This is a genomic window from Polyangiaceae bacterium, assembly GCA_020633235.1.
Classification (GTDB): Bacteria; Myxococcota_A; Polyangia; order Polyangiales; family Polyangiaceae; genus JACKEA01.
Window position 1 is genome coordinate 660,343 of the sequence record JACKEA010000004.1, and the last position, 25,413, is coordinate 685,755.

The 25,413-nt window shown below is 68.3% G+C and carries 21 protein-coding genes; 14 read left to right on the forward strand and 7 right to left on the reverse strand.

The features are described from left to right. The first annotated feature begins 480 nt into the window (after positions 1-480). Together H6717_24400 and H6717_24405 are read left to right on the forward strand one after the other, a co-directional pair. Positions 481-2,274: an acyl-CoA dehydrogenase gene (locus H6717_24400; protein MCB9580192.1), complete on the forward strand. Its 1,794-nt coding sequence runs from the start codon at positions 481-483 to the stop codon at positions 2,272-2,274. Positions 2,275-2,314: 40 nt separating this feature from the next. After that, on the forward strand, positions 2,315-3,943 hold the full coding sequence (locus tag H6717_24405) for an FAD-dependent oxidoreductase (protein MCB9580193.1): 1,629 nt from the start codon (positions 2,315-2,317) through the stop codon (positions 3,941-3,943). Positions 3,944-4,134: 191 nt separating this feature from the next. Here H6717_24405 and H6717_24410 read toward each other — a convergent pair whose 3' ends face one another. Further along, the gene (locus H6717_24410; protein ID MCB9580194.1) at positions 4,135-4,380 is read right to left on the reverse strand and encodes a glutathione S-transferase N-terminal domain-containing protein; all 246 of its coding nucleotides are present in this window, start codon (positions 4,378-4,380) and stop codon (positions 4,135-4,137) included. A 318-nt stretch (positions 4,381-4,698) separates the two neighbouring features. On the opposite strand from H6717_24410, the gene H6717_24415 reads away from it, so the two are divergent. Further along, entirely contained in the window at positions 4,699-7,299 is a 2,601-nt protein-coding gene (locus tag H6717_24415) for an AAA family ATPase (protein ID MCB9580195.1), read from the forward strand. On the opposite strand, the gene H6717_24420 is transcribed toward H6717_24415, so the two are convergent. Continuing rightward, positions 7,300-8,484: a PEGA domain-containing protein gene (locus H6717_24420; GenBank protein ID MCB9580196.1), complete on the reverse strand. Its 1,185-nt coding sequence runs from the start codon at positions 8,482-8,484 to the stop codon at positions 7,300-7,302. Between the two features lie 47 nt (positions 8,485-8,531). Between H6717_24420 and H6717_24425 the strand changes: the two genes are divergently transcribed. From H6717_24425 to H6717_24460, 8 genes are all read left to right on the forward strand, one after another. After that, positions 8,532-9,017: a hypothetical protein gene (locus tag H6717_24425; GenBank protein ID MCB9580197.1), complete on the forward strand. Its 486-nt coding sequence runs from the start codon at positions 8,532-8,534 to the stop codon at positions 9,015-9,017. A gap of 1 nt (position 9,018) precedes the next feature. Then, positions 9,019-9,738, forward strand: a complete 720-nt coding sequence (locus H6717_24430) for a radical SAM protein (protein ID MCB9580198.1) — start codon at positions 9,019-9,021, stop codon at positions 9,736-9,738. A gap of 13 nt (positions 9,739-9,751) precedes the next feature. Further along, positions 9,752-10,186 carry a His-Xaa-Ser system protein HxsD gene (hxsD, locus tag H6717_24435; GenBank protein MCB9580199.1) on the forward strand — a complete coding sequence of 145 codons (435 nt, stop codon included), beginning with the start codon at positions 9,752-9,754 and terminating at the stop codon, positions 10,184-10,186. Next, positions 10,183-10,407, forward strand: coding sequence for a hypothetical protein (locus tag H6717_24440; GenBank protein MCB9580200.1), 225 nt, complete (start codon positions 10,183-10,185; stop codon positions 10,405-10,407). The genes hxsD and H6717_24440 overlap by 4 nt, the downstream gene beginning before the upstream one ends. Continuing rightward, on the forward strand, positions 10,391-11,587 hold the full coding sequence (locus H6717_24445; GenBank protein ID MCB9580201.1) for a hypothetical protein: 1,197 nt from the start codon (positions 10,391-10,393) through the stop codon (positions 11,585-11,587). Before H6717_24440 ends, H6717_24445 begins: the two co-directional genes overlap by 17 nt. A 249-nt stretch (positions 11,588-11,836) precedes the next feature. Beyond that, positions 11,837-12,721, forward strand: coding sequence for a class I SAM-dependent methyltransferase (locus H6717_24450; GenBank protein MCB9580202.1), 885 nt, complete (start codon positions 11,837-11,839; stop codon positions 12,719-12,721). A gap of 20 nt (positions 12,722-12,741) precedes the next feature. After that, positions 12,742-14,334: a radical SAM protein gene (locus H6717_24455; protein MCB9580203.1), complete on the forward strand. Its 1,593-nt coding sequence runs from the start codon at positions 12,742-12,744 to the stop codon at positions 14,332-14,334. A gap of 181 nt (positions 14,335-14,515) precedes the next feature. Beyond that, positions 14,516-16,147 carry a tryptophan 7-halogenase gene (locus H6717_24460; protein MCB9580204.1) on the forward strand — a complete coding sequence of 544 codons (1,632 nt, stop codon included), beginning with the start codon at positions 14,516-14,518 and terminating at the stop codon, positions 16,145-16,147. Between the two features lie 2 nt (positions 16,148-16,149). Here the strand turns inward: H6717_24460 and H6717_24465 are convergent, their stop codons facing one another. Then, positions 16,150-18,324, reverse strand: a complete 2,175-nt coding sequence (locus tag H6717_24465) for a cobalamin B12-binding domain-containing protein (GenBank protein MCB9580205.1) — start codon at positions 18,322-18,324, stop codon at positions 16,150-16,152. A gap of 116 nt (positions 18,325-18,440) precedes the next feature. Between H6717_24465 and H6717_24470 the strand changes: the two genes are divergently transcribed. Beyond that, the gene (locus H6717_24470) at positions 18,441-18,590 is read left to right on the forward strand and encodes a hypothetical protein (protein ID MCB9580206.1); all 150 of its coding nucleotides are present in this window, start codon (positions 18,441-18,443) and stop codon (positions 18,588-18,590) included. A 27-nt stretch (positions 18,591-18,617) separates the two neighbouring features. Here H6717_24470 and H6717_24475 read toward each other — a convergent pair whose 3' ends face one another. Continuing rightward, the gene (locus H6717_24475; protein ID MCB9580207.1) at positions 18,618-19,184 is read right to left on the reverse strand and encodes a hypothetical protein; all 567 of its coding nucleotides are present in this window, start codon (positions 19,182-19,184) and stop codon (positions 18,618-18,620) included. 113 nt (positions 19,185-19,297) lie between these two features. Here H6717_24475 and H6717_24480 point away from each other — a divergent pair, with 113 nt between their 5' ends. After that, entirely contained in the window at positions 19,298-20,857 is a 1,560-nt protein-coding gene (locus H6717_24480) for a DUF3943 domain-containing protein (GenBank protein MCB9580208.1), read from the forward strand. Here the strand turns inward: H6717_24480 and H6717_24485 are convergent, their stop codons facing one another. Further along, positions 20,858-21,718, reverse strand: a complete 861-nt coding sequence (locus H6717_24485; GenBank protein ID MCB9580209.1) for an endonuclease/exonuclease/phosphatase family protein — start codon at positions 21,716-21,718, stop codon at positions 20,858-20,860. It lies immediately after the preceding gene. 147 nt (positions 21,719-21,865) lie between these two features. Between H6717_24485 and H6717_24490 the strand changes: the two genes are divergently transcribed. Then, positions 21,866-22,771: a radical SAM protein gene (locus H6717_24490; protein MCB9580210.1), complete on the forward strand. Its 906-nt coding sequence runs from the start codon at positions 21,866-21,868 to the stop codon at positions 22,769-22,771. Between the two features lies 1 nt (position 22,772). On the opposite strand, the gene H6717_24495 is transcribed toward H6717_24490, so the two are convergent. After that, complete coding sequence (locus H6717_24495) at positions 22,773-24,197, reverse strand: TIGR03790 family protein (protein MCB9580211.1); 1,425 nt, start codon at positions 24,195-24,197, stop codon at positions 22,773-22,775. A 37-nt stretch (positions 24,198-24,234) separates the two neighbouring features. Beyond that, positions 24,235-25,395, reverse strand: a complete 1,161-nt coding sequence (locus H6717_24500; protein MCB9580212.1) for a hypothetical protein — start codon at positions 25,393-25,395, stop codon at positions 24,235-24,237. Positions 25,396-25,413 lie beyond the last annotated feature (18 nt).

The following is a 25,413-nucleotide window of genomic DNA, read 5'->3' on the forward strand; positions in this document are numbered from 1 at the left end:
ACGGGAAATTTCGTCTTCTTCAGCGCCCCCTCGAGGCGCTTTCAAGCGCGCGGGCACTTCGAAGATCGATTTCGTTTCGAACGCTCGCCCAGTGGGCGCACGTGCGCTGCGCGGGCGTTGTGCGAACGAGAGCGGCGAAACGAGCGCGCGGAGCGGCCGCAAGCTCGTCAACTGAAATCGCATTCGCGGTGTCGAATTCTGTCGTCCGCTTCGCACTCGTCTCGCATCGTCATAGCTTCAGATCTTCGGACCGCTTGGCCCGCCCTCGACCAACACGGCGCAACGGCGGCGCGCCCGTCCGTCGCTCTCGCCGGAGTGGCATCGGTGGTGGTCAACCCAGGTGAACAGTGGGTTTAGGAAGATCCGCTGACGGAATCCGCCGGGCCGCTGATCCAGCTCCGCCAGTCCCAGTGGCGTTTGGTTGTTGGTCCATCGCGGAACCAAGCTCAGGCGCATCATCGTGGAGTACCATCCGGCAAGATGGCCAATCCGCTGATTTCCGACCGCCATGTCGAGTTCCTGCTGTTCGAGCTGTTCGACGCCGAGGGCCTGTGTGGGCTCCCTCACTTTGCGGATCACTCGCGCGAGACCTTCGAGCTCTACCTCGCATCGGCGAAGAGGCTCGCTCGCGACGTGTTGTTTCCGGCGTACCGGCCCTTCGACGAGGCGCCGCCGGTGCTCGAGCGGGGGCGCGTGAAGGTGCACCCACTGCTCCACGACATCCTGCCGCAGATGGTCGAGCTCGGGATCATAGCGGCGACGCGGCCGGCGGACGTAGGCGGACAGCAGCTGCCGCTGCTGGTCGCGTGCATGGCGAACGCATATCTGATGGCTGCCAACGCCAGCGCCTACGGCTTCATCGGTCTGACGTCCGGCGCGGGACGACTACTCGAGTCGTTCGGCAGCGAAGCACTCAAGCGCGAGTACATGGAGCCGATGTACGAGGGGCGCTGGGCCGGCACGATGGCGCTCACGGAGCCGCAGGCGGGCAGCAGCCTGACCGACGTGCAGACTCACGCCACCCCCACCGACCAGGGCTACCACCTGATCCGTGGCTCGAAGATCTTCATCTCCGGCGGTGATCAGGACGTGACCGAGAACATCGTGCACCTCCTGTTGGCGCGAATCGACGGCGCGCCGCCCGGCATCAAGGGCGTGAGCCTGTTCGCGGTGCCCAGACTGCGCCGCGAAGGCGACCGGCTCGTGCCGAACGACGTCGCCGTCACGGGCGCGATCCACAAGATCGGCTGGCGCGGGCTGCCCAGCCTCGCGCTCGACTACGGCGAGAACGACGACTGCCGTGGTTGGCTCGTAGGCGAGCCGCACCAGGGCATCCGCTACATGTTCCAGATGATGAACGAGGCGCGGCTGATGGTAGGCGTGAACGGCGTGGCCACCGCGTCCGCGGCCTACCACGAGGCGCTGGCATACGCCGCGGATCGCCCACAGGGTCGGCGCCTCGGCGAGAAGGACCCCACCCGGCCGCAGGTACCGATCATGGAGCACGCCGACGTGCGGCGCATGCTGCTCCGGCAGAAGGCGATCGTCGAAGGGGGCTTGTCGCTGCTCGCCGAGTGCGCGCGGCTGTCCGATCTCGGTGAGTACGCCGAGGACACCGCCGAGCGCGATCGCTCGCGCCTCCTGCTCGATCTACTCACGCCCGTCGCGAAGACGTTTCCCGCGGAGCGTGGCTTCGAAGCCAACGCGCTCAGCGTGCAGGTCCACGGCGGCTACGGGTACTCCAGCGAGTACCTGCCCGAGTCGTGGCTGCGCGACCAGAAGCTGAACAGCATCCACGAGGGCACGACGGGCATCCAGAGCATGGACTTGCTCGGCCGCAAGGTGATGGGCCACGGCGGACAGTCGCTCTTCGCCCTGCGCGACGAGCTCGTTGCCACAATCGCCGACGCGCGCGCCGCCGGCGTGGACGACGAGTGGTGCGGCCGACTCGAGGGCGCGCTCGCCGCGCTCGGTAGCGTGACGGAGCATCTTGGCGGGCTCGGCATGAACGGCGACGTCGCCGGGATGCTCCTGCATAGCGTCGACTACATGGACCTCTTCTCGACGGTGGTGATTGGCTGGCAGTGGCTGAAGCAGGCGGCGGCGGCAAAGCGCGGCCTCGACGCCGGCCGCGGCACGCCCGCGTTTTACGAGGGCAAGCTCTGCGCTGCGCAGTACTGGATCAACACCGAGCTGCCTCGCGCCGGCTACCTCGCTGCGCTGTGCCGCAGCGGAGAGGACTCGTACGCACGTATGGAGCCCGAGTGGTTCTAAGGCGACCTTGAACCCGGATCCGGCAAGGACGCGCGTGTGTGTGGTTGGTGCGGGCGCGGCTGGCCTTGCCGCCGCCCACGCGCTGGTCCGGCATGGCTATCGTTCCGTCACCGTGTTGGAGCGCGACTCGCGCGTCGGCGGTAAGTGTTGGACGATTCTCCACGATGGGCACACCTACGAGGTGGGCGCCGGGGGCCTGACCACGGCGTACCACAACGTCCGCGACTTGATGCGCGAGCATCGAGTGCGTGCGCGCCCCAAAGTCAGCGGATGGTTTGCAGAGCAGGGGAGCGAGCGCGTCAACTTTCTCCAGCCGCTGCTGCGAAGCACGAGCGCCCTGTCCATCATGCCGGAGGTCGTACGCATCCGCCGCGCGCTCCAGCGGCACAAGCGCCTGCTCGAGCCAGGCATCGACGGCGTTGACGCCGAGCTCTACCAGCCGTTCGCCGATTGGGCCCGAAAGGAGCGCGTGGAGCGGGTGGCAGAGCTCGTCCGACCCTGGGTGACCGGTTTTGGCTACGGCTTCTTCGACGAGACCCCGGCAGTGTACGTCTTGAAGTACCTGACGGTCTTTCGCATGCCGATGTACGAGCTGCTCGACACCGGCTACGGCGGATTGTGGGAAAGGGTCGCTCACAGGCTCGATGCGCGCACGGGTACCGAGGTGCGCCGGGTGATTCGCGATGGAGAGCGGGTGGTGGTCGAAACCGACGCCGGCAGCCGGGAGTACGACGCATTGATCGTGGCGTGCCCGCTGGACGACGCGCTGGCGTTCATCGAGGCGAGCCCCAGCGAACGCGAGCTGATCGAGCGCATCTGCTACTGCTCGTACCACGCTGTTGGTGCGATCGTGAGGAACTTCCCGCGCAGTCGCTACACGTTCTGGGAGGAGCACCTGAAGCGCGAAGCGCTGGGGGAGCCGATGTTCGCGTATCGCCGCTGGCCCGAGAGCGACCTCGTCTTCTTCTACGCCTTCGGGACGCCTGACGACCGGGAGCGCATCGAGGCCGGCGTGCGCCATGTCGTGCGGCGCCACGGCGGCAGCGTCGAGCGGATCGAGCTATCCAGGCCCTGGCGCTATTTCCCTCACGTCTCGAGCGCGGATCTGGGCGCCGGATTCCAGGAGCGGCTCGAAGCGCTCCAGGGGCACCAGCGCACCTTCTACACCGGAGAGATATTCTCGTTCTCGATGGTCGAGGCCGTGGTGGCGCACGCCCGCAAGATTGTCGATCGGCACTTCGCTCCGCCGGGCGGCCGCCCGGTGCTGTGCGGCACCCGCGCGCACGGCGGCCAGGCCTTGGTCCAGCTCCGGCCGTCGGTGCAGCTTCGACCCCGCCCGTCGAGCTCACCGCCGTGTGTCCTCCGGCGAGCGAGGGCGCCACAGCCGTGCCCGTCACGTTCCGTGCGAACCGGCACGACGCAAAACGGCGTGCGCTTCGAGCTGACATCTATCCGACCTGGGCCCGGGAGAGCCCCCCGTCGAGGAGCCCGCGCCCGCGGGTTGCAGCGCGGATGTTTCCGGGAATTGCATGCTCGCGCGATGGCACAGCGACATGGAGTCGCACGCGTCGTCGGGCAGCTCATGATCCGCTCGCGGCGCTTTGCTCCGGGCGGCGCACCGGGTGAGCACAGCATCGACCTGTTGGCAGGGACACGGGTCCGACGGTGAAGGTGGAGCTCCGACAAGCAGACCTGGATGCCGCCGTTTCGCGCTGAGACCCAGGAGGAGCTGTAGTTGCTTGCGCCCAGCACTTCTCGACTCGAGCGCCCGACGCCGACGAGCAGTCGCGTCGTGTGCAGGGCGAGTGCGGCGCGCAGCTGAGCGATCGAGCGGGTGCGACCCGAGTCTAATAGGCCAGCTCAAGGCTCTTGCGCGAGCATCTCGTCCAAGCGCCCCTGGCGCTCGAGCTCGTACAGCTCGTCACAGCCGCCGATGGGCTCGCCGTTGATGAAGATCTGCGGGACGGTGCCTTGCCCCGTGACCTCCGCCAACCAGCGGCGCTTTTCCCAGTCGCCCGCCACGTCCACCTGGGTGAGCTGGGCGTTCTTGCGGACGAGCAACTGCTCCGCGCGCACGCAGTAGGGGCAGAAGCGGGTTCGGTACATCACGACTTCGGCGGACACGGCGACAATTTACGCTTCCGCGCCCGTCCCGCCAGCCCCCGGAGGAACGCCGAGCGGAGTGCTCGGCTGTGGCAACCACGCAAGAGGGGGGCGCGAGCGGCGCAGACCGTTCGGAGCCGAACGAATTTGGGGGCGCGAGAGGGGGCGCGAGAGGAGCCGAACGAATTTGGGGGCGCGAGCGGGCGTGATGCGGCTGCGGAGGGGATGCGCCGGGAGGGACGTGATGAGCGGGAGGTTCCGCGGCGGACCAACAAAAAAGCCCCGGCAACCCCGGCCTGGCCAGGATACCGTGGGCGCCCCATGGCCAGTGCAGACACCACCACTTTGAGCCTCGAACGCTATTCGCCCGACGCCAAGGGCCTGGTTGCGGGCGCCCAGGCCCTCGCCGACGAGCGCAAGCACGCGGAAGTGCAGCCGCTGCACCTGTTGGTGCGCGCCCTGGAGCGGGACGCCGGCGTGGTGGCGGTGTTTCGGGCGGCGGGGGTGGACGTGGTGGAGATGCAGAGCACGGCGGAGCGCGCGCTCTCGGATCTGCCGAAGGCCAACGAGCCCTCGTACCTGTCCGTGGCCATGCTCGATCTGTTGGAGCGCGCCGGGCGCGAGGCCGATCGCGATCACGCGCCCGGCGTGCAGATGGAGCATTTGCTCAACGCGCTGTCGCAGGAGATCCGCGGGCCCGCCGGCGAGATCTTGGGCGCGCATCGCGTGGGGCCGGGATCGCTGCGCCAGCACATGGGCGCGCTGCGCCAGGTGCCGCGCCCGGTGCGACGGGGCGGAAGCGTGGCGGGCAACGCCGATCGCTTCACCTTCGATCTGGTGGAGGACGCCCGCGCGGATCGTCTGGATCCCGTGATCGGTCGTGATGCCGAGGTGCGTCGCTTGCTCACCATCGTGGAGCGACGGCAGAAGAGCCACCCGCTGCTCGTGGGCGAGCCCGGCGTGGGCAAGGGCGCGATCGTGAGTGCGCTGGCGCAACGCATTGCCGCGGGCGACGTGCCCACGAGCCTTGCCGGCGTGAAGCTGCTCGAGCTGGACGCCAGCGCGCTGGTGGCGGGCACGCGCTTGCGGAGCGACGTCGACGAGCGCGTGCGCACGCTGATCGCGTCTCTCGGTGAGGCCAACCGCGGCCAGTCGATCTTGGTGGTGCGCAGCGTGGAGCAGCTGTTCGCCCAGGGGCCGACGGGCTCCGGCGTGGGGGAGCTGCTCAAATCTCCGCTGGCTCGCGGGGAAATCCGCCTGTTGGCGACCACCACGCCGGAGGGCATGCGCAAGATCGCCGACAAGGACGCCGCCGTGCTGCGCAACTTCACCACGCTGCCCATCGAGGAGCCGCACGTGGATGGCGCCATCGAGATCCTGCGCGGGATCTCCAGCCGCTACGAGGAGCGGCACCAGGTGGAGATCGGTGAGAGTGCCATCGTCGCCGCGGTGAAGCTCGCCAAGCGCTACGTGCAAGATCGTTTCCTGCCGGACAGCGCCATCGACTTGCTGGACGAGACGGCGGCGGCCAAGCGCGTGGAGACGGACGGCGTGCCCTTCGAGGTGGACGAAGCCATTCGCCGGCTGGAGTCCCTCAAGGCGCAGATCCATTCGCTCGATCATTCGGGAGACGCCACCACGCGCAGCGCCCGCGAGAAGCTCGAGGCGGAGGCGAGCGAGCTCGAGCCCAAGGTGGTCGAGATGCGCTCCAAGCTCGAATCGCGTCGCGGTGCCGTCGCCGCCGTGCGTGCGCTGCACAGCGAGCTGGACGAGGCGCGCCGCGCGCTGGAAGAGGCCCGCGAGCAGAAGGAGTTCGCCAAGCTCGGCGAGCTGGAGCACGTCACGGTTCCAGATCTGGAGAAGCGACTGCACGCCGCGGAAGAAGCGGCGCGCAGCACCGGCGCCCTCGACATCTCGCGCAACGTGATGGAAGAGGACATCGCGGCCACCCTGGCGGTGTGGACCGGCATCCCCGTGGCCAAGATGCTCGAGGGCGAGGCGGACAAGCTGCTCAAGATGGAAGAGCGGCTGGCGCAGCGCGTGGTGGGCCAGGACGACGCCGTAGGGGCCATTTCGCGGGCCGTGCGTCGCGGCCGCGTGGGTCTGCGGGATCCCGGCAAGCCCATAGGATCGTTCCTGTTTCTGGGGCCCAGCGGCGTGGGCAAGACGGAGCTGGCCAAGGCGCTGGCGGAATTCTTGTTCGACGACGAGCTGGCCCTCACGCGCCTGGACATGAGCGAGTTCATGGAGCGCCACATGGCGCAGCGGCTGATCGGCGCGCCGCCCGGCTACGCCGACAGCGATCAGGGCGGCTTCCTGACGGAAGCAGTGCGCCGCCGCCCGTACTCCGTGCTGCTCTTCGACGAGGTCGAGAAGGCGCACCAAGACGTGTTCAACCTGTTGCTGCAGGTGTTGGACGACGGCCGCCTCACGGATGGCCGCGGGCGCCTCGCGGATTTCTCCAACACCGTCGTGATCATGACCAGCAACATTGGCTCCGAGCGCATCTTGGACACCGACCCGAAGCTGTTCGACACGGTGGACGGTCGAGAGGCGCTGAAGGACGTGCTCTTGAGTCAGCTCGGCGAGTTCTTCCGGCCGGAGTTCCTCAACCGCATCGACGACGTGGTCGTGTTTCGCTCCCTGGCCAAGGAGCATCTCCGACTCATCGTGGACATCCAGCTCCGGAAGCTCGAGCGGCTGCTTTCGGATCGCAAGCTCACGCTCTCCCTGGACGACGCCTCGAAAGACAAGCTCGTGGATCTCGGCTACGAGCCCGCCCTCGGCGCCCGGCCGCTCCGCCGCGCCATCTTGCGCAAGATCCAGGATCCGCTGGCGGAGTCCATTCTCTCCTCCAAGTTCCCGGAGAACACCACCATCAGCGTCACCGTGAAGGGCGACGACTTCATCTTCGGCAGCTGATTATTGTCGCTGCGGCGCGGAACCTCGCGCCATCTCGGAATAGTCCGGATTCTCGCGGAGCCCGAACAGAACTCCGAGCCACAGTCCGGCGCTGACGTGGGACACGCGGAAGCTCCCAGACGCAAGCTCCGTCGCGACGAACCCATTTCGGACGCCGACCTCGAAGCGCTTCCCGAGACGCCCGGCCACCACGATCTCCGGCGCCAGGTACGCGCCAGTGTCGGGCAGCCGGGTGTTCGGCGGCGGGTCGCTCAGGCCGTAGCCGGCCACCACGCCGATACCCATCCGGAGTGGGCCACCGAAGAGGGAAGCTTCCACGCCGGCGCCCAGGGGCAGCCACGCACGGCTGTCGACGGTGCTCGGCTCCGCCACCAACTTCAGCCGCAGCTCCGTTGGGCGACCGAGGGGGAACGCGTAGAACCCCGCGACGTGACCGCCGTGGCCGTGGTGTGGGTCCTCGCGATTCGCCACGTCGATGAGCGCGCGATAGCCGAGCTCCATGCCCCAGGTCGGTGTCCACTCGGGCTCGATGGGCGGCTCGAGGCACACCAACGGTTGGAGGCACACACACGGATCGCCGCGGCAGTCGTTCGCGTCCCCTTCCAGCGTGATCTCGGTGGTGTCTCCCTCGCCGAGCTCGAGGGTCCGCGTGTAGGGCAGGTGCTTGGCGTCGCTCCACGTCGCGCGCACGGTGTGGTGGCCGGGGTTCACGCGCTCCTCCAACGGTGCCGTCCCGATGCTTTCGCCATCGAGCTCCACCGTGGCGCCGCTGGGCTCGGTGGCAATGCGCAGGGTCGCCGTCCGCGAAAGCGCCTGCTCGCGGAGCGCCTTCAGACTCTCGTCGGGCTCTTCAGCACACTCGAAGTAACGATCGAGGTGACGCACTGCGCCGGCGGGGTCGTCGGCGTCGAGCGCCAGTCGTCCCAGCATCGCGAGCAGCTGGGGCTTGCCGGTGAGGGCATAGGCGCGTTCGAGGTTGGCTCGGGCGAGCTCGAGATCTCCCGCGGATGCGGCGCTTTGCCCTTCCGTCAGCAGCGCGCGCGCGGTTTGCAGGTCTTCTTCGCTGGGCGGAGCCGCCGGCGGGCAGGGCTCGGCGCGGGCGGGGGCCGCGGGGGAAAGCAGCGCCAGCGTCGACGCGATGAAGCGTGCGCGTCGAGCGAGGATCGCTTGCCGGTCCCTGTCCACGGCTTCGAATCGTAGCGTCCCGCGGGTCGTCGCGATATTCTTCCGACATGGCAGAGCGTGGAGTGAGCCGTCGCGGAGTCTTGGGAGCCCTGGGCGTGGGCGCTGCAGCGCTGACCCTGCCAGTCTCCGCGAGTGCCGCGCCCGAGCCGCTGCGCACTTCCGAGAGCCTGCTTTCGCCGCTCACCGCGGGCTCCCAGCTCGGCCGCTGGATGATCGAGGAAATCCATCCTCTCAGCGAGGGCAGCACCAGCCTGGTGCTGCGTAGCCAGCGCGGCGGCGATGCGTTCCAGCTCGACATCTGCGCGCGTGATCGCGAAGCCGGCGCGCATCAGGGGCCCGGCGTCACGGAGCACTTCTCGGTGTACGTCGCCAACAACGGCAACGGCGCACTCAGCACCGTGGAGAATCAGGGCCTCGCGGCCATGGCCGTGGCGGACGTGATCCGTGGCAACGAGACCACGGTGGATCGAAGCGGCTATCGCACCCTGCGGCAGTGCGTGGCGGCCCGTGCCGTGCGCCGTCACGTGGAGTGACGTGCGGCGTATCGAGGTCGGCTTCACCTGCAACAACCACTGCGTGTTCTGTGCTCCTGGCAACCTGCGGGAGCGGCTGCCGCAGAACCCCAAGCTCGCTTCGGAGCTGTCGGAAGTGGCCGAGGGGGATCGCGTCGCCTTCGTCGGGGGTGAGCCCACGCTGTTCGACGAGCTGTCGTCCTGGGTGAGGCAGGCAAAGGAGCACGGCGCCGCTTCAGTGGTGGTGCAGACCAACGCGCGGCGCCTGGCCGTTCAGGGCTACGCGAAGGAGCTGGCCGCCGCCGGCGTGGACGCCTTGGACGTGTCCATGGCCGGCTCCACGGAGGCGATGCACGACTACCACACCACGGTAGAAGGCAGCTTTCGGCAGACCGTCGCGGGGCTCCGGCGCGCGCGCGCGGCGGGCATTGCCTTCGGCATCACGGTGGTGATCACGCGCTCCAACTACCGCCATCTGCCGGAGATTGCTCACGTGGCGCACACCTTGGGGGCGCGCGGCCTGCACCTCGCCGCGGCGGAAGCCGTGGGCAGCGCTGCGCTGAATGCCGCCTCCGTGCTGCCCAATCGTGAGCTCGTCGCTCCCTACCTGGAAGCCGCCATCCGCCGTGCGCGGCAGCTCGGCTTGTCCGTCGTCACCGGGGCGGACACCGGCGCCGAAAGCGCGCGTCAGTGGTTCGCGGGCAGGGGCCGCGCCGAGGACGACAGCGCCGCCGGAGTCTGATATTACGCCCACGATGCCTCAGCTCGATCGCTCCGTTACGGAAGACGGCCTCGTCATCGAGCTCGACGAAGACTTGTATCCGAAGGACGCCATCTACGGCGCCGCGTACATCTTCATCGATCGCTGCTACGTGAAGTTGGATCGTCCGAGCCAGGGTCGCATCTCCGTGCGCCTCGCGCCCAAGCCCGGTTCCACGGTGTCTCTCGACGACATGGCGGGCGAGTTCGAGAACGAGCTTCTGGGCCAAGCCTGGCGCCGGCAGATCGTGGAAGAGAACCGCCAGCTCATCGAGCAGGTGACCACCCAGGCGCTCTCCGGCGCCGCCGGCCCGCCCGGCTTGGACGATCTCCTGGCCATGGACATCGATGAAGAGACGGCCTTCGAAGATCCGCTCGGCATCGCCATGAGCTGGGAAGAGAAGTACAAGAAGAAGAGCGAGAAGAAGTGATCGAGCTTCGCTTCTTGGAAGAGCTGTACTCGGGTCGCGCGATAGACGCGGCGGTCAAGGCCTTCGAGGGCTTTGCCAAGGCGGAGCTCCGGCGTGAGCCGGGGGTGTTCATCGTGGAGCTCACGAGCACCTCGGAGCACGACGAGACGACCATCGCGCGGGAGCTCGAGAACTACGCCCTGGGCGCGACGGTGGAGGAAGGCCGTGCGGGCAGCGTGTAGCGCGCTGCTGCTGGTCGCCTGCACGCCCGCGCCATCGCCGTCGGCAAAAGCGCCGCTGCCTCCCGCTGCTGCCGTTCCGGTCCCCACGGCCGTTGAAAGCTCTGCGCCCCCGCCGCCAGAAGCGCCTGCGGAGGAGCGCTTCGTGGTGCGCCTACGCACCGAGTACGAAGACGGCGTGGATTGCATGCCGCTGATGGCGCCGCCCTCGGTGCTCCAGAACGGCAGCGTGTGGATCGCCGGCAGCTGCGGCCTCCGTGGTCGCATCGACGCCGCCGGCCGCTTCCACGACTACCGCGCCCCCTCGGAGACCGTGAAGTTCGACATCGCCGGCGTCAAAGGCAGCTGCCCCGCGACCTACTTCTTCGACACCATCCTCGCGCGGGCCGACGACGACGTATGGACCACCGGGGATCGCCGTTGCGGTCTGGATCCGAACACCATCTGGATGATCGATCCCGTGCATTTCGACGGCTCCGCGTGGCGCACGGTCCCCACGCGCTTCCCCTCCGCCAGCGTGCACGAGTCGAGTCCCGACGTGCTGGTACGAGCGGGCAACGACGTCTTCGCGCTGGCGTTGGGGGACGACTGGCACGGCGCCCCCGAGTGCGGGGTCTACCGCCTGGCGAAGAACAAGTGGGTGAGGGAGCTGGGCTGCGTGCTCCCCACACGACAGAACGACGCGGTCACCACGTTCTACTCCATCGCGACCGATACCCGCGGCGGAGTGTGGGTCGCCGGCCGCGCCTATCGCGGTGGAACCTTCGATCGCGGCTTCGTCATGGAGCGCACCTCCAAGGGCTGGGTGGAGCACGTCATCGCCGACGACCAGCTCTCCCGCGTCGCCGTTGGCGCCGACGGAACCGTGTGGGCCGCCGGCAAGAGTCTGTGGCGGCAGAGCGGCAAGACCTTCGTCGAGCAGCTGTCGGTGCCCGCAAAGGAGAGCAACGACCTGTGGGTCGGCGACGAAGTGTGGCTCATCTCGGGCTACGAGCCGTATCGACTCGTGGGCCAGCGCTTCGAGAAGGTTTTGGCCGATCCCAGCGACGAGGGCTCCGTCAGCACCATTCGCGGCTCGGGCAAGAACGTGTGGGCGGCGGGCCAGCGCGTGGTGTGGAGCTTCTCCCGCGACGGCAGCACACCGGAGCCCATCACCGTCACCTTCCACGAGCCCAAGCGCTGACGTCTTTCTTTGTTGGCCCGGCGCGACGCCCGTCGCGTTCCGACGTACTGCCACAATTTGCTCAGATTCGTGATCATTCGGAGGGGATGGTCGGCCATGTCTCCGAAATGATCACCGTGGTGAGCATTTTTCGGAGGTCCCCCGTTTCCGCGGTGCACCAACAGAGAACGGCCGGCGGCTCCGATGAGCCCGTCGTTGAGGTACCGCCGCGGTGGCTCGATCGTTGTTCGGGAAGTATCCTGGGTGTCCGTGAGCGTACCGAGGCCGAACTCCTTTCACTTCGTGCCCGTGCGGGACGTGCCGCGCGGAGCGGGGGGCGGGTGTCCGCTCGTGGCGGAGCCTGCGGCGGAGCGGAGTGGACGACAGCTGTGGCTCCGGCTGCGGGACCGCATGCGGCTGTGTGAGACCCGCACGCGGGACTTCGACGACGCGGAGATCGCCCGCGTCAAGGCGACGCAGCTGTACCTGGACGGCAGCAAGAAGCTCGCACCGGACGACTTTCGCCGAGATCTCGTGAAGCTCTCGTTGGATCCGGACTGCGTCGGGTGTCCGCGTTTTGCCGGCTGCGGCCACTGCTTCGCGGGCAAGAGCGGGGACGTCTTCTCGCGGGACGACGCGCGCCTGCGCGAGATCGTGCGGGAGCTCTCCGGCGCGGTGCTGGACGTGGGCGCCGGCGAGGGGCCTTACGCCGCGGAGCTCGACCGGGAGCGCGTGCAGCTGGTTGCCGTCGAGCCCGATGCGGAGCGCGCACGGGTGCTCGCGTCGCGCATGCCGCGGGCGCGCGTGGTGGCGGACCTGCATCACGTGGACGGTCGCTTCGACCACGTGCTGGTGATCCGCAGCGCGAATCACTTGCCGGACCCCGAGGCGGCGTTCGCGCGCTTGGCGGAGCTCCTCAGCCCCGGCGGCACTCTGGTGGTCGCCGACGACGAAGCCTTCGCCCTGGTCCGTACGGAAGAGCAGGCGCGCCGCGCGGAGCAGGGCCCCGCCGAGTTCGAGCACTATCGCAACGACAGCGCGGAGCAGATGCACGCGCGTCTCGCAACGCTTTCGCTGCGGCTCTTGGAGCGGCGAGACGTCACTCCGGAGAGCAGCACGCTGTGGCTCCTGCGCTACCAGAAGGAGGGCGCGTGACCGCGTGGGAGCACGACGCCGTGGCGCCGGGGACGCTCACCAGCGCGGACGACAAGATCCAGAGCCACGAGAGCGCGGCCCACGAGAAGCGCAACTGGGTGCGGCTGTCCTACGACTGCAACAACCACTGCGTGTTCTGTCTGGATTCCAACGCCCACGACGGCACCATGCGGGCGAACCTGGACATCAAGGTGCAGATCATAGAAGGCCGAAAGAAGGGTGCCACGCGGCTGATCCTGTCCGGTGGCGAGCCCACCATGCATCCCAACTTCCTGGACTTCGTGAAGCTGGGCGCCCGGGCCGGCTACCCGAAGATCCAGACGGTGACCAACGGGCGCATGTTCGCGTACCCGGACTTCCTCCAGCGCGCGGCGGACAACGGCCTGCACGAGATCACTTTCAGCCTGCACGGGCACACGCCCAAGCTCCACGACCGCCTGGTGGGCACTCCGGGCGCCTTCGAAGAAGAGGTGCGGGGCCTGCGGGCGGCGCTCGACAGCGGGCGTTTCATCGTGAACGTGGACATCGTCATCAACAAGCAGAACGTGAAGCACCTGCCACAGATGCTGGAGACGTTCATCTCCTGGGGCGTGCAGGAGTTCGACTTGTTGCACGTGATCCCCTTCGGCAACGCCTGGACCGACGCGCGGGATCACCTGTTCTACGACCTGGAAGGCAACGAGGAGTCGCTCCGGAAAGCGATGGAGTATTCGCGACGCCCCGACATCCACATCTGGCTCAATCGCTTTCCGCCGCCCTACACCGAGGGCTTCGAAGAGCTGATCCAAGATCCGTACAAGATGACGGACGAGGTGCGCGGTCGTCGGGAGGAGTTCGACCGCTACCTCGCCCTCGGGGAGAAGCTCCGCTGTCGGGAGCCGGAGCGCTGCAAGCACTGCTACCTCCAAGATCTGTGCGACGGTCTGGACGCCGCCATCGACGACCGCTCCCAGACGGAGGTCCACGTGCTGCGGATGGCGCACCCAGCGCCCGAAAGCGGCAGCTTGCCGCGCGCCGAGATCGCTCACGTGGTGGCCAAGGACTTGGCGGACGCCGCGCCGCTCATCGACCGCGCCGGAGCGAACGCGCTGTGGCTCGAGCTCGAGAGCTTTGCCGGCGTGGAGCAGCGAAACGACGTCGTCCGTTGCATCACCCGCGACGGCCAGGAGCTGTCGCGCCTGCTGGAAACGCCGCGGCCATTCGCCATCGTCGCCCAGGTGTGTGCCAGCACGGAGCCCGTCCTCGCGGCGCTGAGCCCGGTGCCCCAAGGTCTGATCCTCGCGCAGCCGGACTACGCACGGGTGACGGAGAACCTCGAGCACGACGTCGACCTGCGCGCGCTGTGCCAGAAGATGCCCGCCCACGTGCGCACCGTGAACATTCCCGCGTGCATCGGCGGGCGCGAGCCCGAGCCACCCGTCTCCACGCTCGACGCCTCCATGCTGGGCCCGGACGCGCGGCTCGACATGGGTCATTACACCGAGCGCTACATCGCCGCCGGGTATCGCACCAAGAGCCGCCGCTGCCACGGCTGCCGCTACGACTCCCAGTGCCGGGGCGTGCACATCAACTACGTCCGCGCCCACGGGTACCGCACGCTCGAGCCTGTCTGAGGGTTTGCCGGTCCGCCGCGGCCACGCCGCGGGGCGCACCCCCATGAACTCAGCCCGCCGCTGCCGTCGGCGAGCTGCACAGTGGCGCCTCGGCGCGGGCTTCCGCGGCGGACCAACAAACTCTCGAACGGCATTTTTCCGGCTGCAAACGTCGGGGAAAATGCTGGTACGCTCCGGCTTCATGCCGACGCCCGAGCTCGACCTCCTCGTCATTGGTGGGGGACCCGCTGGCAGCACCGCCGCAGCCATCGCTGCCAGGGCGGGGCTTCGCGTGCGGGTACTGGAAGCGGACGAACATCCGCGGCCCCACGTGGGGGAAAGCCTATTACCGGGCATCGTTCCGATCTTGGCGGAGATTGACGCGCTCGCGGACGTGGAGGCCCACGGCTTCAACCCGAAGACGGGCACCACGCATTGGAACTGGGGCACCACGCCGGAGTGGGACCTGTGGTTCGCGGATACGGACACGTACGACCACGCGTGGCTGGTGAACCGCGCGGAGTTCGACGCCATCTTGCACAAGGCGGCGGAGCGCGCGGGGGCGGAGGTCCAGCAGCGGACGCTGGCGCGGGAGCTGCTTTGGGATGGGGACCGGCTGGTGGGCGTTCGGCACCGCAAGCGCGGTTCGGAAGAGGACGAGTTTTCCCACGCTCGCTACGTGATCGACGCCAGCGGACAGGCGGCGCTCATCGCCCGGAACCTCAAGACCCGCAGCGTGATGGACGGCCTGCGGCACCAGGCGTCCTGGGCCCACTACGAAGGCGCCGGTACGCTTCCGCCGCCGCGGGAGAACCAGGCGCTGTTCGTGGCCGAGAAGCGCCACTGGCTGTGGCTGTTTCCCTTCGGGGGCGGCAAGGCGTCGGTGGGCATCGTGCGGCTGGACGACGGCGAAGGCAAAGAGAGCCAGCGCACGGCTGCGTTCGACGAAACCGTGGCCGCCAGTGAAGCGTTCTCCAAGGTGTTGGGACAAGGCGCGAAGCGCGTGACGCCGGTGCGCACCCAGCGAGACTGGAGCTATCGCGTGGCGAACGTCACCGGGCCCGGCTGGTTGATGGCGGGGGATTCCTCCGGCTTCATCGATCCGGTGCTTTCCACCGGCGTGTTCCTCGCGATGCATGCGGGGCGGCACGCGGCGCGCACGGTGGTGGACATCGTCAACGGCGACAAGCCCGAGGCGGACGCGCTCTCGAAATACTCCAAGCACCACCGTGAGCTGTTCGGCGACTTGCTCCGCATGGTGCGCTTCTACTACCAGCAGACGCTGTCTCAGGATGACTACTTCTGGGAGTCCAAGCGCATCTTGATGCGACCGGACACGGAGCTGAAACCGCAGAAGGCGTTCTTGATCCTCACCAGCGGTCTGGTGCGAAACCTCGCTTTCGACAGCCGCGAAGAAGCCACCCGCGCGCGGCGGGAGCGGGCCCTCACCGGCAGCGCTCCGGACGTGGACGACGGCAACTTGGTGCTTCCGGAGCAGCTCGGCTTCGTGTGCTTTCAGATCGCCTTCGACGACGGCAGCGAGAAGCCGGCGCAGCTGTACCTGCTGATCGAGCCGAAGGATCCGGCGGCCCCCAGCCTGTTTCGCACGCCGAGCTTCGACGTGAATTGCTTGGCGCCGCGCTACGACAACGACGCCATCGCCCAGCCGGCGCTGGAGCCGCACCTGCGCGCCTTGGGCCGCGCCATCCGCAGCGAGGACACCGTGGCCGGGGAGTCCCTGGCGGCATTCTGGAAGCGCTCCGGAGCGACGGTGGTCGCTGCCGTGCGGGGCTTGCCGGAGCAGTTCCGCGTCGTGCGCGTGTTCGGAGAGTGAGCTCACGCCGGCAGGAAGCTCGCGCCGTACTCCGCGGGAGCGGCAAAGCTCCGCTGGGCGTCGAAGTTCACCCAGCGCACGCGCGCCTCGCCGTCCTTCACCAGATCCGGCAGTGCGCAGGCGCGATCGATCACGTAGTCCTGAGCGCGGCGTAGATCCCGGGCGCTCATGCTGGGGGTGGAGCGAATGCGGTAGTAGCGCTCTTCTTCGATCTCGAGGCCCAGGGCGCGGCGATGCAGGTGCAGCTGGGTGCCCGGCAGCACCAGCAGTCGATTGACCACCAGACGCAGCTCCGAAAAGCGCACCAGCTCGTCGAAGACCTGCCGAAAGCTGTCGAAGGTTTCGCCCGGCAATCCCAGGATCAAGCTCAGCTCCAGCGGGCCCACGCCCTCGAACACGCTCAGCGCGCGCTCCACGTGGGAAAGCCGCGTGCCTCGACGAATGGCGCCGAAGGTGGCCGGCGTCAACGACTGCACGCCAAAGTGCAGCGCGCCCACGTTCACGCCGCGCAGGGCCTCGCGCTGCGCCGGGCGCGCCAGGGCCGGATACAGCTGGAAGCCGTAGCGCAAACGCCCCTCCGGATCGCCCTGGCGGATCGCCGCGCACACGTCCTCGAACACGGCATCCGTGACGTTCGCCGTGCTGGCACCCGCGTCGATCCAGCTGGCGCCGGGCCAACGGGTGACGGCGGAAATCTCCTGTGCGATGCGTTCCACGGAGTGGGCCACCATGCGCCCTTCGCGGCTGTCCTTGGCGTCGCTGCAGAACGCGCACTGGAACTGACAGCCACGCGCCATCTCGATGGTGGGTCGCGCGACCTGATACACCGTGCCGCTCAGGTAGGGGGACGCCAGATCGTCCAGCCGACTCGGCGGAATCGCCGGTGGTCCCACCTCCACCCCGCCTGCACGGGGCAGCAACAGGCCCGGCAGCACGTGGTCGATGCGCCGCGGTCCCGCGAGCAAGCGCTCCACCAGCTGCACCAGCGTGCTTTCTCCGGAGCCCCGGGCCACGGCGTCCACCGCGTCCCACCAGCTGAACCAGCTCGCATCGCGATCGAGGAACGCGAAGGACACGCCGCCCCACACGATCGGAAAGCGTGCGCCGCGTGCCTTCAGCCGCCGGCTCACCGCGCCGCTGTCCGCCAGGTTCCAGCTGTAGCAAGAGAAGCCGACCACATCCGGCTCCATCTCCCAGATGGCGTCCGCGGCGGCGTCCGCGCTCTGGTTCACCAGGAACAAGATCTCCACGTCCACGCGCTCACCGAGCCGCGCGAGGAGCTCCGCCCGCAAGTACTCCGCGGCGCCGGGGCCGTAGCCCCAGGTGGCCTCGCACAGGTTCACGAGCACCACGCGAAAGCGACTCGCATCCCGCGGCGCGATGGGACCGCGCGTAGGCTCGGGGTGGGCCGCGGGATCGATGCCGACGCCGTCTTCCAGCTCTTCCAGCGGCGTGAGCGCGTCGAGGCCGTAGGCATCGGCGTAGTAGCGGGGCACGCCGCGGCACTCGCCCTGCCGCAGGCAGCGCCCGCAGCCCTCGGCCATCACGTCGTCGGGTCCCCGCGCCGTGGATTCCGCAGAGCGCCGCTGCGACGCGGGCAACAGGCAGAAGGCAATGCCGCGGGTGGTGAGCGGCACGCCGCGCTCCTTCGCCGCCTGCGCGGAGGCAGCAATCCGCTCTCGCAACGCCTCCATCGGTTCGGGCATCAGGATGTCGGTGCGCCGCGGAAACGTCGCGGGCAGCGTCAGCTCCACGGCCACGGCGCGGGGACAGCGGGCCAGGCAATCCACGACCAGCGCGGCGAGATCTTGCACGCGGCGCGAGAGCAGCGGAATCACGACGCGGACGCCGAGGGGCGTCTCGGCAATGCGCGTCATGGTGGCGAGCAGCGCGGCGTGGGAGTCGCGCCGGCGCGTGATCGCATCGTGCTCGCCGGGCACGGTGGTGTACGCCACGATCTCGATCTCGTCTGCACCACCGTCCGCCAAGGCGCGCGGGTCGAGGGGCGCGCCGCTGGGCACCACCGTCACCGTGCGAACCCCCGCGGCCCTGCCGCGCACCACGAGCTCCGCAAAGTCGTCGCGGGAAAGTCGCTCCGCGCCCACCACGCGGAGTCGCTCCGGCGCGTCGCCCTCGAGCGTCGCGCCCGCCCGGGCGGTGATGGTCCCGATGGTCACACTCCGCAGTGTAGCCGAGACACGTCGGTGACGTTCGGGATCGCTCCGTGGCAGCCGTGTAACGAGATGGTGAACCGCCTTGCGAGGCCCGGGTTTCGGGCGCACGCCAGCGGGGCATGGAACAGAAGCGCTCGGTGGTGCACGTGCTCTTGGTGTTCGCCCTGGCGTCCATGTTGGCGCTGCCGCTGCTCGTGAGCACCTGCAGCCCCGCGGCGGACGCGCCCGGCGGCGCACCGACGAGCGACATCCTCACCGCGGGGCAGTGACGGGGCTCGCGCCGCAGCGACAAACCTTCAGAACTGCAAGGCCAGGGCAGCGCCGTAGTGATCGCGGCGGTTGTAGTACTTGAAGTCCTGCCAGCTGCGTTGCCACTCCGCGCGCAGGATGAAGCCGTCGTACAGGCGGAAGCTGGCGCCGACGGGAATGCCGAAGGCCAGATCGCGGCTCCAGTTGAACAGGCGCGGCGCGGTGTACACGTGGCTCTGATCGAAGAGGCGTACGGCGACGGGTAACGACAGGCCGAACCACGCGTAGCCGAGCTCCACCTCGTTGCCGATGGCCAGGCGATCGGTGCGCAGCGCGTTCACCCGCAGCGCACCGCCGAAGCCGGCGGCGTCGTCGTCGAAGGGCGCAATGGCGGTGAGCCCGATGCGGCGGTGAGCCACTTCGCCGGAGACCCATACTTGTCCTGCGCTGGCGGACGGCTCGTCCACGTAAGGGCGGCGCGTGACCTTGGCGATGCCGGCGCCGACCTCCAGGCTCCGGTCCGGCATCAGACCGGACGCGGGGCGGAAGCTCGCGATCGGACCACAGGCGCACACCGAGAACAGCGCGGCTGCCAGTAGAAGTCGGTCCGTCACGAGTGGATCGCATTCAAGCCGCGTGCCGGGTGGCACAGCCGGTGCACCCCCGATGAAGCGTGCGCCGCGTTCGTTCGACTATCGGACATATCGGCGCCCGAACTCTCGGACGCATGGGCAAGATCTTGCCCGCGATCATTGCGCTGGGCGCGTTTCCGGCCACGGCATTCGCGCAATCCGAGGACGACTACTTCGTGACCACGCAAGGCCTGCGCGTTCGCCAGAGCGACGTGTACGAAGCCTGGTTCGGTTCGGATCGCTACCAGCCCAACTACCTGCGCGCCGGCGTGGAAAACGGCGCCATGCTGCTCCTGGAGCTCGGGATCTACTGGTACGAGCCGAACACCAGCGTGGTGGACTGGCAGTTCCCGAACTTCGCGGCCAAGGTCACGTCGCACAACGCGTTGCGATTCGACGACAACCTGTTGCGCACGAACTACATGCTGCACTCCACCGCGGGTGGCGTGCACTACCTGATGACGCGCACGAATGGCTTCGGTATCGCTCCGTCCTTTGCCACGGCTGTGGCGTCGTCCGTGCTGTACGAGACCGTGCTCGAGTGGCTGGAGGTCATCAGCATCAACGATCTGATCGTGACGCCCTTCGGCGGAATGGCCGCGGGCGAGACGATGCACTTGATTGGCGACTACGTGAACAGCGAGCAGCCCGCGGTGCGCACCGAGGTGCGGGGTACGGCGGGATCGGTGACGCGAGACTTTGCCGGCCTCACGTTGGGGCTGCCCCGGAACGTGCACGACGAAATGGACACGCCGCCGTCGCCGTACGCCGTGGAGCGGGACGCGCTGGGGCTCTCTACCGCCTATGCTCACGAGTTTCATCTGCGCTTGGGGCAGGAGGCGCTGTTCGACGGAGATCGTCGGGGCGAGATGATCGTCGGCCGGGGTGAGCTCTGGATTGCCGCCATGCCCGGGTTCTTGCGACCGGGTCGCTTCCACCGTTGGTTTTCCAACGGAAACTTTGCATCGGTGAAGCTGCGAATCGGCGGAGGCAATGGGGGAGAAGCCGGTGACGTTCGCTTTCACTCGCACCTGGCCGGCTACTACGCGCAGAACATCGGTTCCGGTTTGGGCACCGCCACGGAGGTCGCCCTCGCCAGCGGCCTTCGCTACGTGGATCGTCGCGAGCTCGATCTCCGACAGCACTACGGCATGGTGCACTTGCCCCACCCGGTGGCCACCCTATGGTTGCGTCAGGGAGGCGTCGTTGCCGAGATCGGCGCCCGCGTTTCGCCCGACTTCGCGTCCATCACCTCGGCGTCGTACCAGCGCTACGCCGAAGAGAACGGAGTCCTCGGCACCCGGGCCACCCTCAAGCGCCACGGCTACGCCCACTCCTTCGGCATTTCCGGCGAAGCCTTCGCGTCGCTTCGGTTCGGCGACGTGGTGATCGGCGCTTCCGCAGAGCACGGCCGCTACACCACCATCGACCACTTCGATCGCCTGCAAGAGGAGATCCGGCGCCCGACGCACGGCACTGAAGCGATGACCGAGCTCAGCGCGCGCCTCGAGCTCGAGCCCCAGGGCTCACCGGTTTCGGCCCGCTTCGAGGCGAGCGAGCTCAGAAACGACAGCCACCTCGACTCCCACTACGGGCCCTATCAGTCGAGCACCAGGGTCCGGCGTCTGTCCGCCGAGCTCGGGCTCAGCTTCTGATCACCACACGTGATCGACGAGCAGCTCTCCGTCACGGGACTGCGGCTGCGGCAGGGGTAGGGGCTTCCACGGCTCGGCGGCTTCCAGGTGGGCGAGCACCGGGATGTGATCCGAGTTGCCGATGCGCTGCACCCAGGCATTCAGCGGCTCGAAGCGATAGTCGAACAGGATGTGATCCAGCGTCTGGGTGAACTGGTTCGCCACGGACTTGTGGCGCCAGGTGTACTGCCCCGGGTGGTACAGCGGCAGCGCGTTGCGGAAGCCGTGGGACTCGAGGAACTTCACGCCGCCGCCGCTGGTTTCCTCGTTGAAATCCCCCATCACGAGCGTCGGGTAGTCCTCCCCGCAGTCCTCGTAGAACAGGGCCATCTGGTGGGCGTGGTCCTGGTTCGTCTTCAGGTAGGAGCTGACGACGTTGCCGTTGCCGGTGTGGGCCGAGCGCAAGTGCACGTCCAGGAGCTGCAGCGTGCCGCTCGGCGTGTCCACCAACACGTGCCACCCCGGCGGCCACTCCGAGCCGGCGCCCGGGTGCCAGCCGCCATCGCGCACCGGGAACTTGGCGAGCACCGCGAGACCGGCGGCCCCCGGCTTGGACTGATACAGCTGATGCGGATACTGCTCGGCGTAGCGCGCGCGGAGCACCGTTTCCCACTCCGGCGTCACCTCTTGCAGCGCCACGATGTCCGCGTTGCCCGCGCCCACGGCCTCTACCGTCGGCGTGTCGTTCTCCTGGTGGGACTCGACATTGTAGGATTTGAACACGTAGTGCGGAACGCCGGGGGTCGGATCCCGCGGTTCCAACGGGCGCTCTCCGCAGCCCAGCACCACGAAACAAATCACGATCGAGAAGAAGCGCAGCAAGGGGCGCTCACTATGACATCGGGAACGGGCGTGCGCCCGAAAACAGGTGGGAGAGCCGCCCACTCTTGATCGTCTTCTTGTTGTTGGCTCGCCGCGGAAACGTCCCCGCTGGACAGCACGAAGCGCGCGTTCAACACTGCTTCCGACGTGGCGCGTCCCCTTCACTGGCTCGAGATCAGCGCGGATTATCGCTGCAACAATCGCTGCATCGGTTGCTTCTCGGTGCTGGACGACGGCGGGCCGAGTATGTCGTCGCGGGAGATCGCGGCGGCGCTCGTCACGGCGCGGGAGCGCGGGGCCACGAGTCTGTGGCTCGGCGGTGGGGAGCCTACGTTACGGAAGGATTTGGTCGCGACGGTGCGACGCGCCCGAGAGCTCGGCTACCAGCGCGTCAAGCTGCAGACGAACGGCATGCTGCTGGCGTATCCGGAGTTTACGGAACGCTTGGTGTCAGCGGGCGTCACGGAGGTGAACTTCGCGATCAAGGGCGCGCGCGCGGAAACGCACGATCGCCTCACGCGCACGCCCCGCTGCCACGAGCTGATGCTGAAGGGCATGGCGGAAGCGCGGCGCCACGCGCTGAGCCTGGAGGGGGACATCTTGGTGTACCGCTCCAACATGGCGGAGCTTCCGGACATGGTCCGGCAGTACGCCGAAGCCGGGCTCGCGCGCTTCAACGTGTGGCTCTTTTCGGCGACGGATCAGGGCGATCGAGACCTGAGCCAGCAGGTGCCGCGCATCTCCGACGTGATGCCCTTCATCGTCCAAGCACTGGACGAGCACCCGGAGCGCCCCGCGGATTTCATCAGCTCGCTGCACACGCCGCCCTGCACCATCCCGAAGAGCCACCGGCGCGCGGCGTTTCACGCGGCGGACCTCCGTCTGTGGGTGCAAAACCCCGGCGGCTACGGCTTCTTCTTGGAAGAGTCGCCCATCGAGGGCGGGCACTACCTGCCCGGCTGCGCGGGCTGCGCGCTGCGGAAGGATTGCGGCGGCGTGCGCCAGGACTACCTCGCCATTCACGGCGACGCGGAGCTGGCTCCCGAGAGCTGAGCTACTCCTGCACCAGGCGATAGAACTTGGCGGTGGCGCCGCTGACGGTGATCGTCTCTTTGCGGAACGCCGGGACGGTGATGCCGCCCTGCACCGGCGAGAACGGTCCGCTCTCGGCGTCCGCGGACTCGATGGCGTAGCTCTTGGTGGGATCCAGGTGCGTGGTCTCGATGGTGAGCGTGCTCGTGCTCGCGTCGAAGGTCGCCGTCTCCTTGCCCCAAGGCCGCGCCAGCGGCTCTCCGACGAAGAGGCCCTCTCCCGGAGCGGCCACGCTCTTCCAGTAGGCTTCGAGCAGCGTGGCGCCGGCAAAGTACTTCTCGAGCAGCACCTTGGTGTTGGGGAACTTGGAGGTGTAGTTGCAGGGCTCCACCACGGTGCCAAAGCTCCCGGTCGCGCCCGCCTCCAGCCAAGCCACGACGCTCATCTGGCCGCTGGTGGGCACCTGTCCGCCGTAGCTGGTGAGGTGATCGGCGACGGCTCCGGGGCGGTAGCTGTTGGTCTCGATGTCGGCGACCTTGGCCAGGCCGGTGAAGTAGTAGAGGAGGTCCGTCTGATCGTGGATGGTGTTTTCTCCGGTGCCGTCGGAGTTGTCCACGTAGCTCACCTCCAAGCCGTCGGGGCGATCCCACTCACTCACCGTCTGCTGGAAGGTCGGCCAGCGCACGCTGCGCGCCTTGTCCGTGGTGCGCACGAAGAAGCCCTTGCCGGGCGGGAAGGTGTCGTCCGCGGCGACGCCCCGGTCCACCAGCGCCTTGGCGTCGTCGGCGTTCTTGGCGGCGAGCATCATGGCCGGCATCACCTTGTGGTCCGTGCGCGGCGCCACGGAGTCGGAGCCGAAGTAGTCGATGCTCGCCGTGGCGCCGCACGCTCCGCCGGTGGTGTTGCAGTACTTCTTGTCGTACCCGAGGGCGAAGGCGCTGGTGACGGACATGCAGTCGGCGCGGTACGGCTTGGTCCAGGTGATCACGTAGCCCTGGATGGTGTCGTCGATGGCAGCGTCGATCGCGCTCTGTGCGGTGGTGAGCTCCGCTACGGGCATCACGTTCTGCACCGTGAGCTTCAGCTTGATCAGGTTCTTCTGCGGGATGCCGCGCTGCTTCAGGTAGTAGTCGCCGAGCTCCACGGACACGGGGTCGTTCTCGTTGACGAGCACCGCCAGCTCTTCCGGGGCGAGCGCGGACTTGGGGAACAGCACCGTGGGCGCCGAAGGGCCGGCGTCCGCGCCGCTGTCGCCCGCGCCGCCGTCGGCGGGCGCGGCGTCGCCTTGGGCGTCCGCGCCGGCGTCCATGCCGGCCGTGCCGCCGCTGCCGCCGCTGCCGCCGCTGCCGCCCGTGCCGGAGTCCGTGCCGTTCTTCGACGGACTGCCGCCGTCGTCCGAGCCACAGCCGATGAGCGCGAGCGCGACGAAGATGAAGGCGAACCGCATGTCCGACAGCGTACGCTTCCGCGGCGGACCGACAAAATCAAACAGCGAGATGCGGAGGCAGCTCGCCGGGCCACAGCGGCACGTTGCGTTCTTTCAAGGCTGTGGCGAGGGCTTCCGCGCGCTCCTGCTGCCAGTGGCGCGCTGCAGCATCGAGAAAGCGCGGGTCGGCGAACTGGGCGGCGGCGCCTTCGACGCCGTGCAGCACGTCGATGCGCACGGAATCCGCGAGATCCGCCAGGGCGTCGGCCAGGAAGCTGAGGGCGCCGGGGAGCAGCGGCTGCACGATGGCGAAGGTCGTCAGACCGCGCTCCTTGGCTTCGGACAGCAGCGTGAGGCGTTCGTTGATGCTCGCGGCGCGGGGCTCGAAGTGCTTTCGCACGGTGTCATCCATGGTGGGCAGGGAGACACCAATGGCGGCCCCGCGAATGCCGGCCAAGAGCCCCAGATCTTCGAGGGCGAGGCTGGAACGCGTGAGCACCAGCGCGGGCCACTTCTTCGCCTTGCGAATGGCCTCGAGACACTGGCGCGTGATGCGATAGCGCTTCTCCGCCGCGTGGTACGGGTCGCTCACGATGGGACAGAACTTGATGGGCGCCGGCGGCAGGCGCGAAAGCTCCTCGGCGAGCACCTCGGCGGCGTTGACGCGCACGTCCACCCAGGAGCCCCAAGGCGCTTGTGGCAGGCCACCGAGGCGTCGGAGCGGGCTCACGCGAGCTTGCGCGTAACAGAACTGGCAACCGATGAGACAGCCGACGTAAGGCGTCAGCCAGTAGTGCGGCTCGAAGCGGCTGCCGGCGTTCTCGAGCAGCTGCCGAACCCGCACCTCGCGCAGGCGCCCCACCTCCGTGGCTTCACTGCGGGCGGTGGCGGCCTCGGCCCGCAGGCGCGGGAGCGCCGCGCTCTCGTTCGCATCGATGCGCTCGGCGACGACACGACACAGCTCGAGGCCTGCGCGGTGGTCCGGCGGCGCGTTGGCGTCGACGCCACGATACGACACCGCAAAATGCTGGGTGCGCACCGCGAAGGGCCGTGCGGGGTCCACGGGATCCACCTCCACGAGAACGTCCACCCCGCCCAGGTCCACCACCAGGCGGAGCCCGAGCTCGGTGGAGATGCCGGTCCAGCGCGCCCCCGGCGCGAGCGAGTCTCCCACTTTCGCCGGGGCCATGAGCTCCAGCAGGTGGCGCGCGAGATCCATGCTCGAAGCCTACCCGAG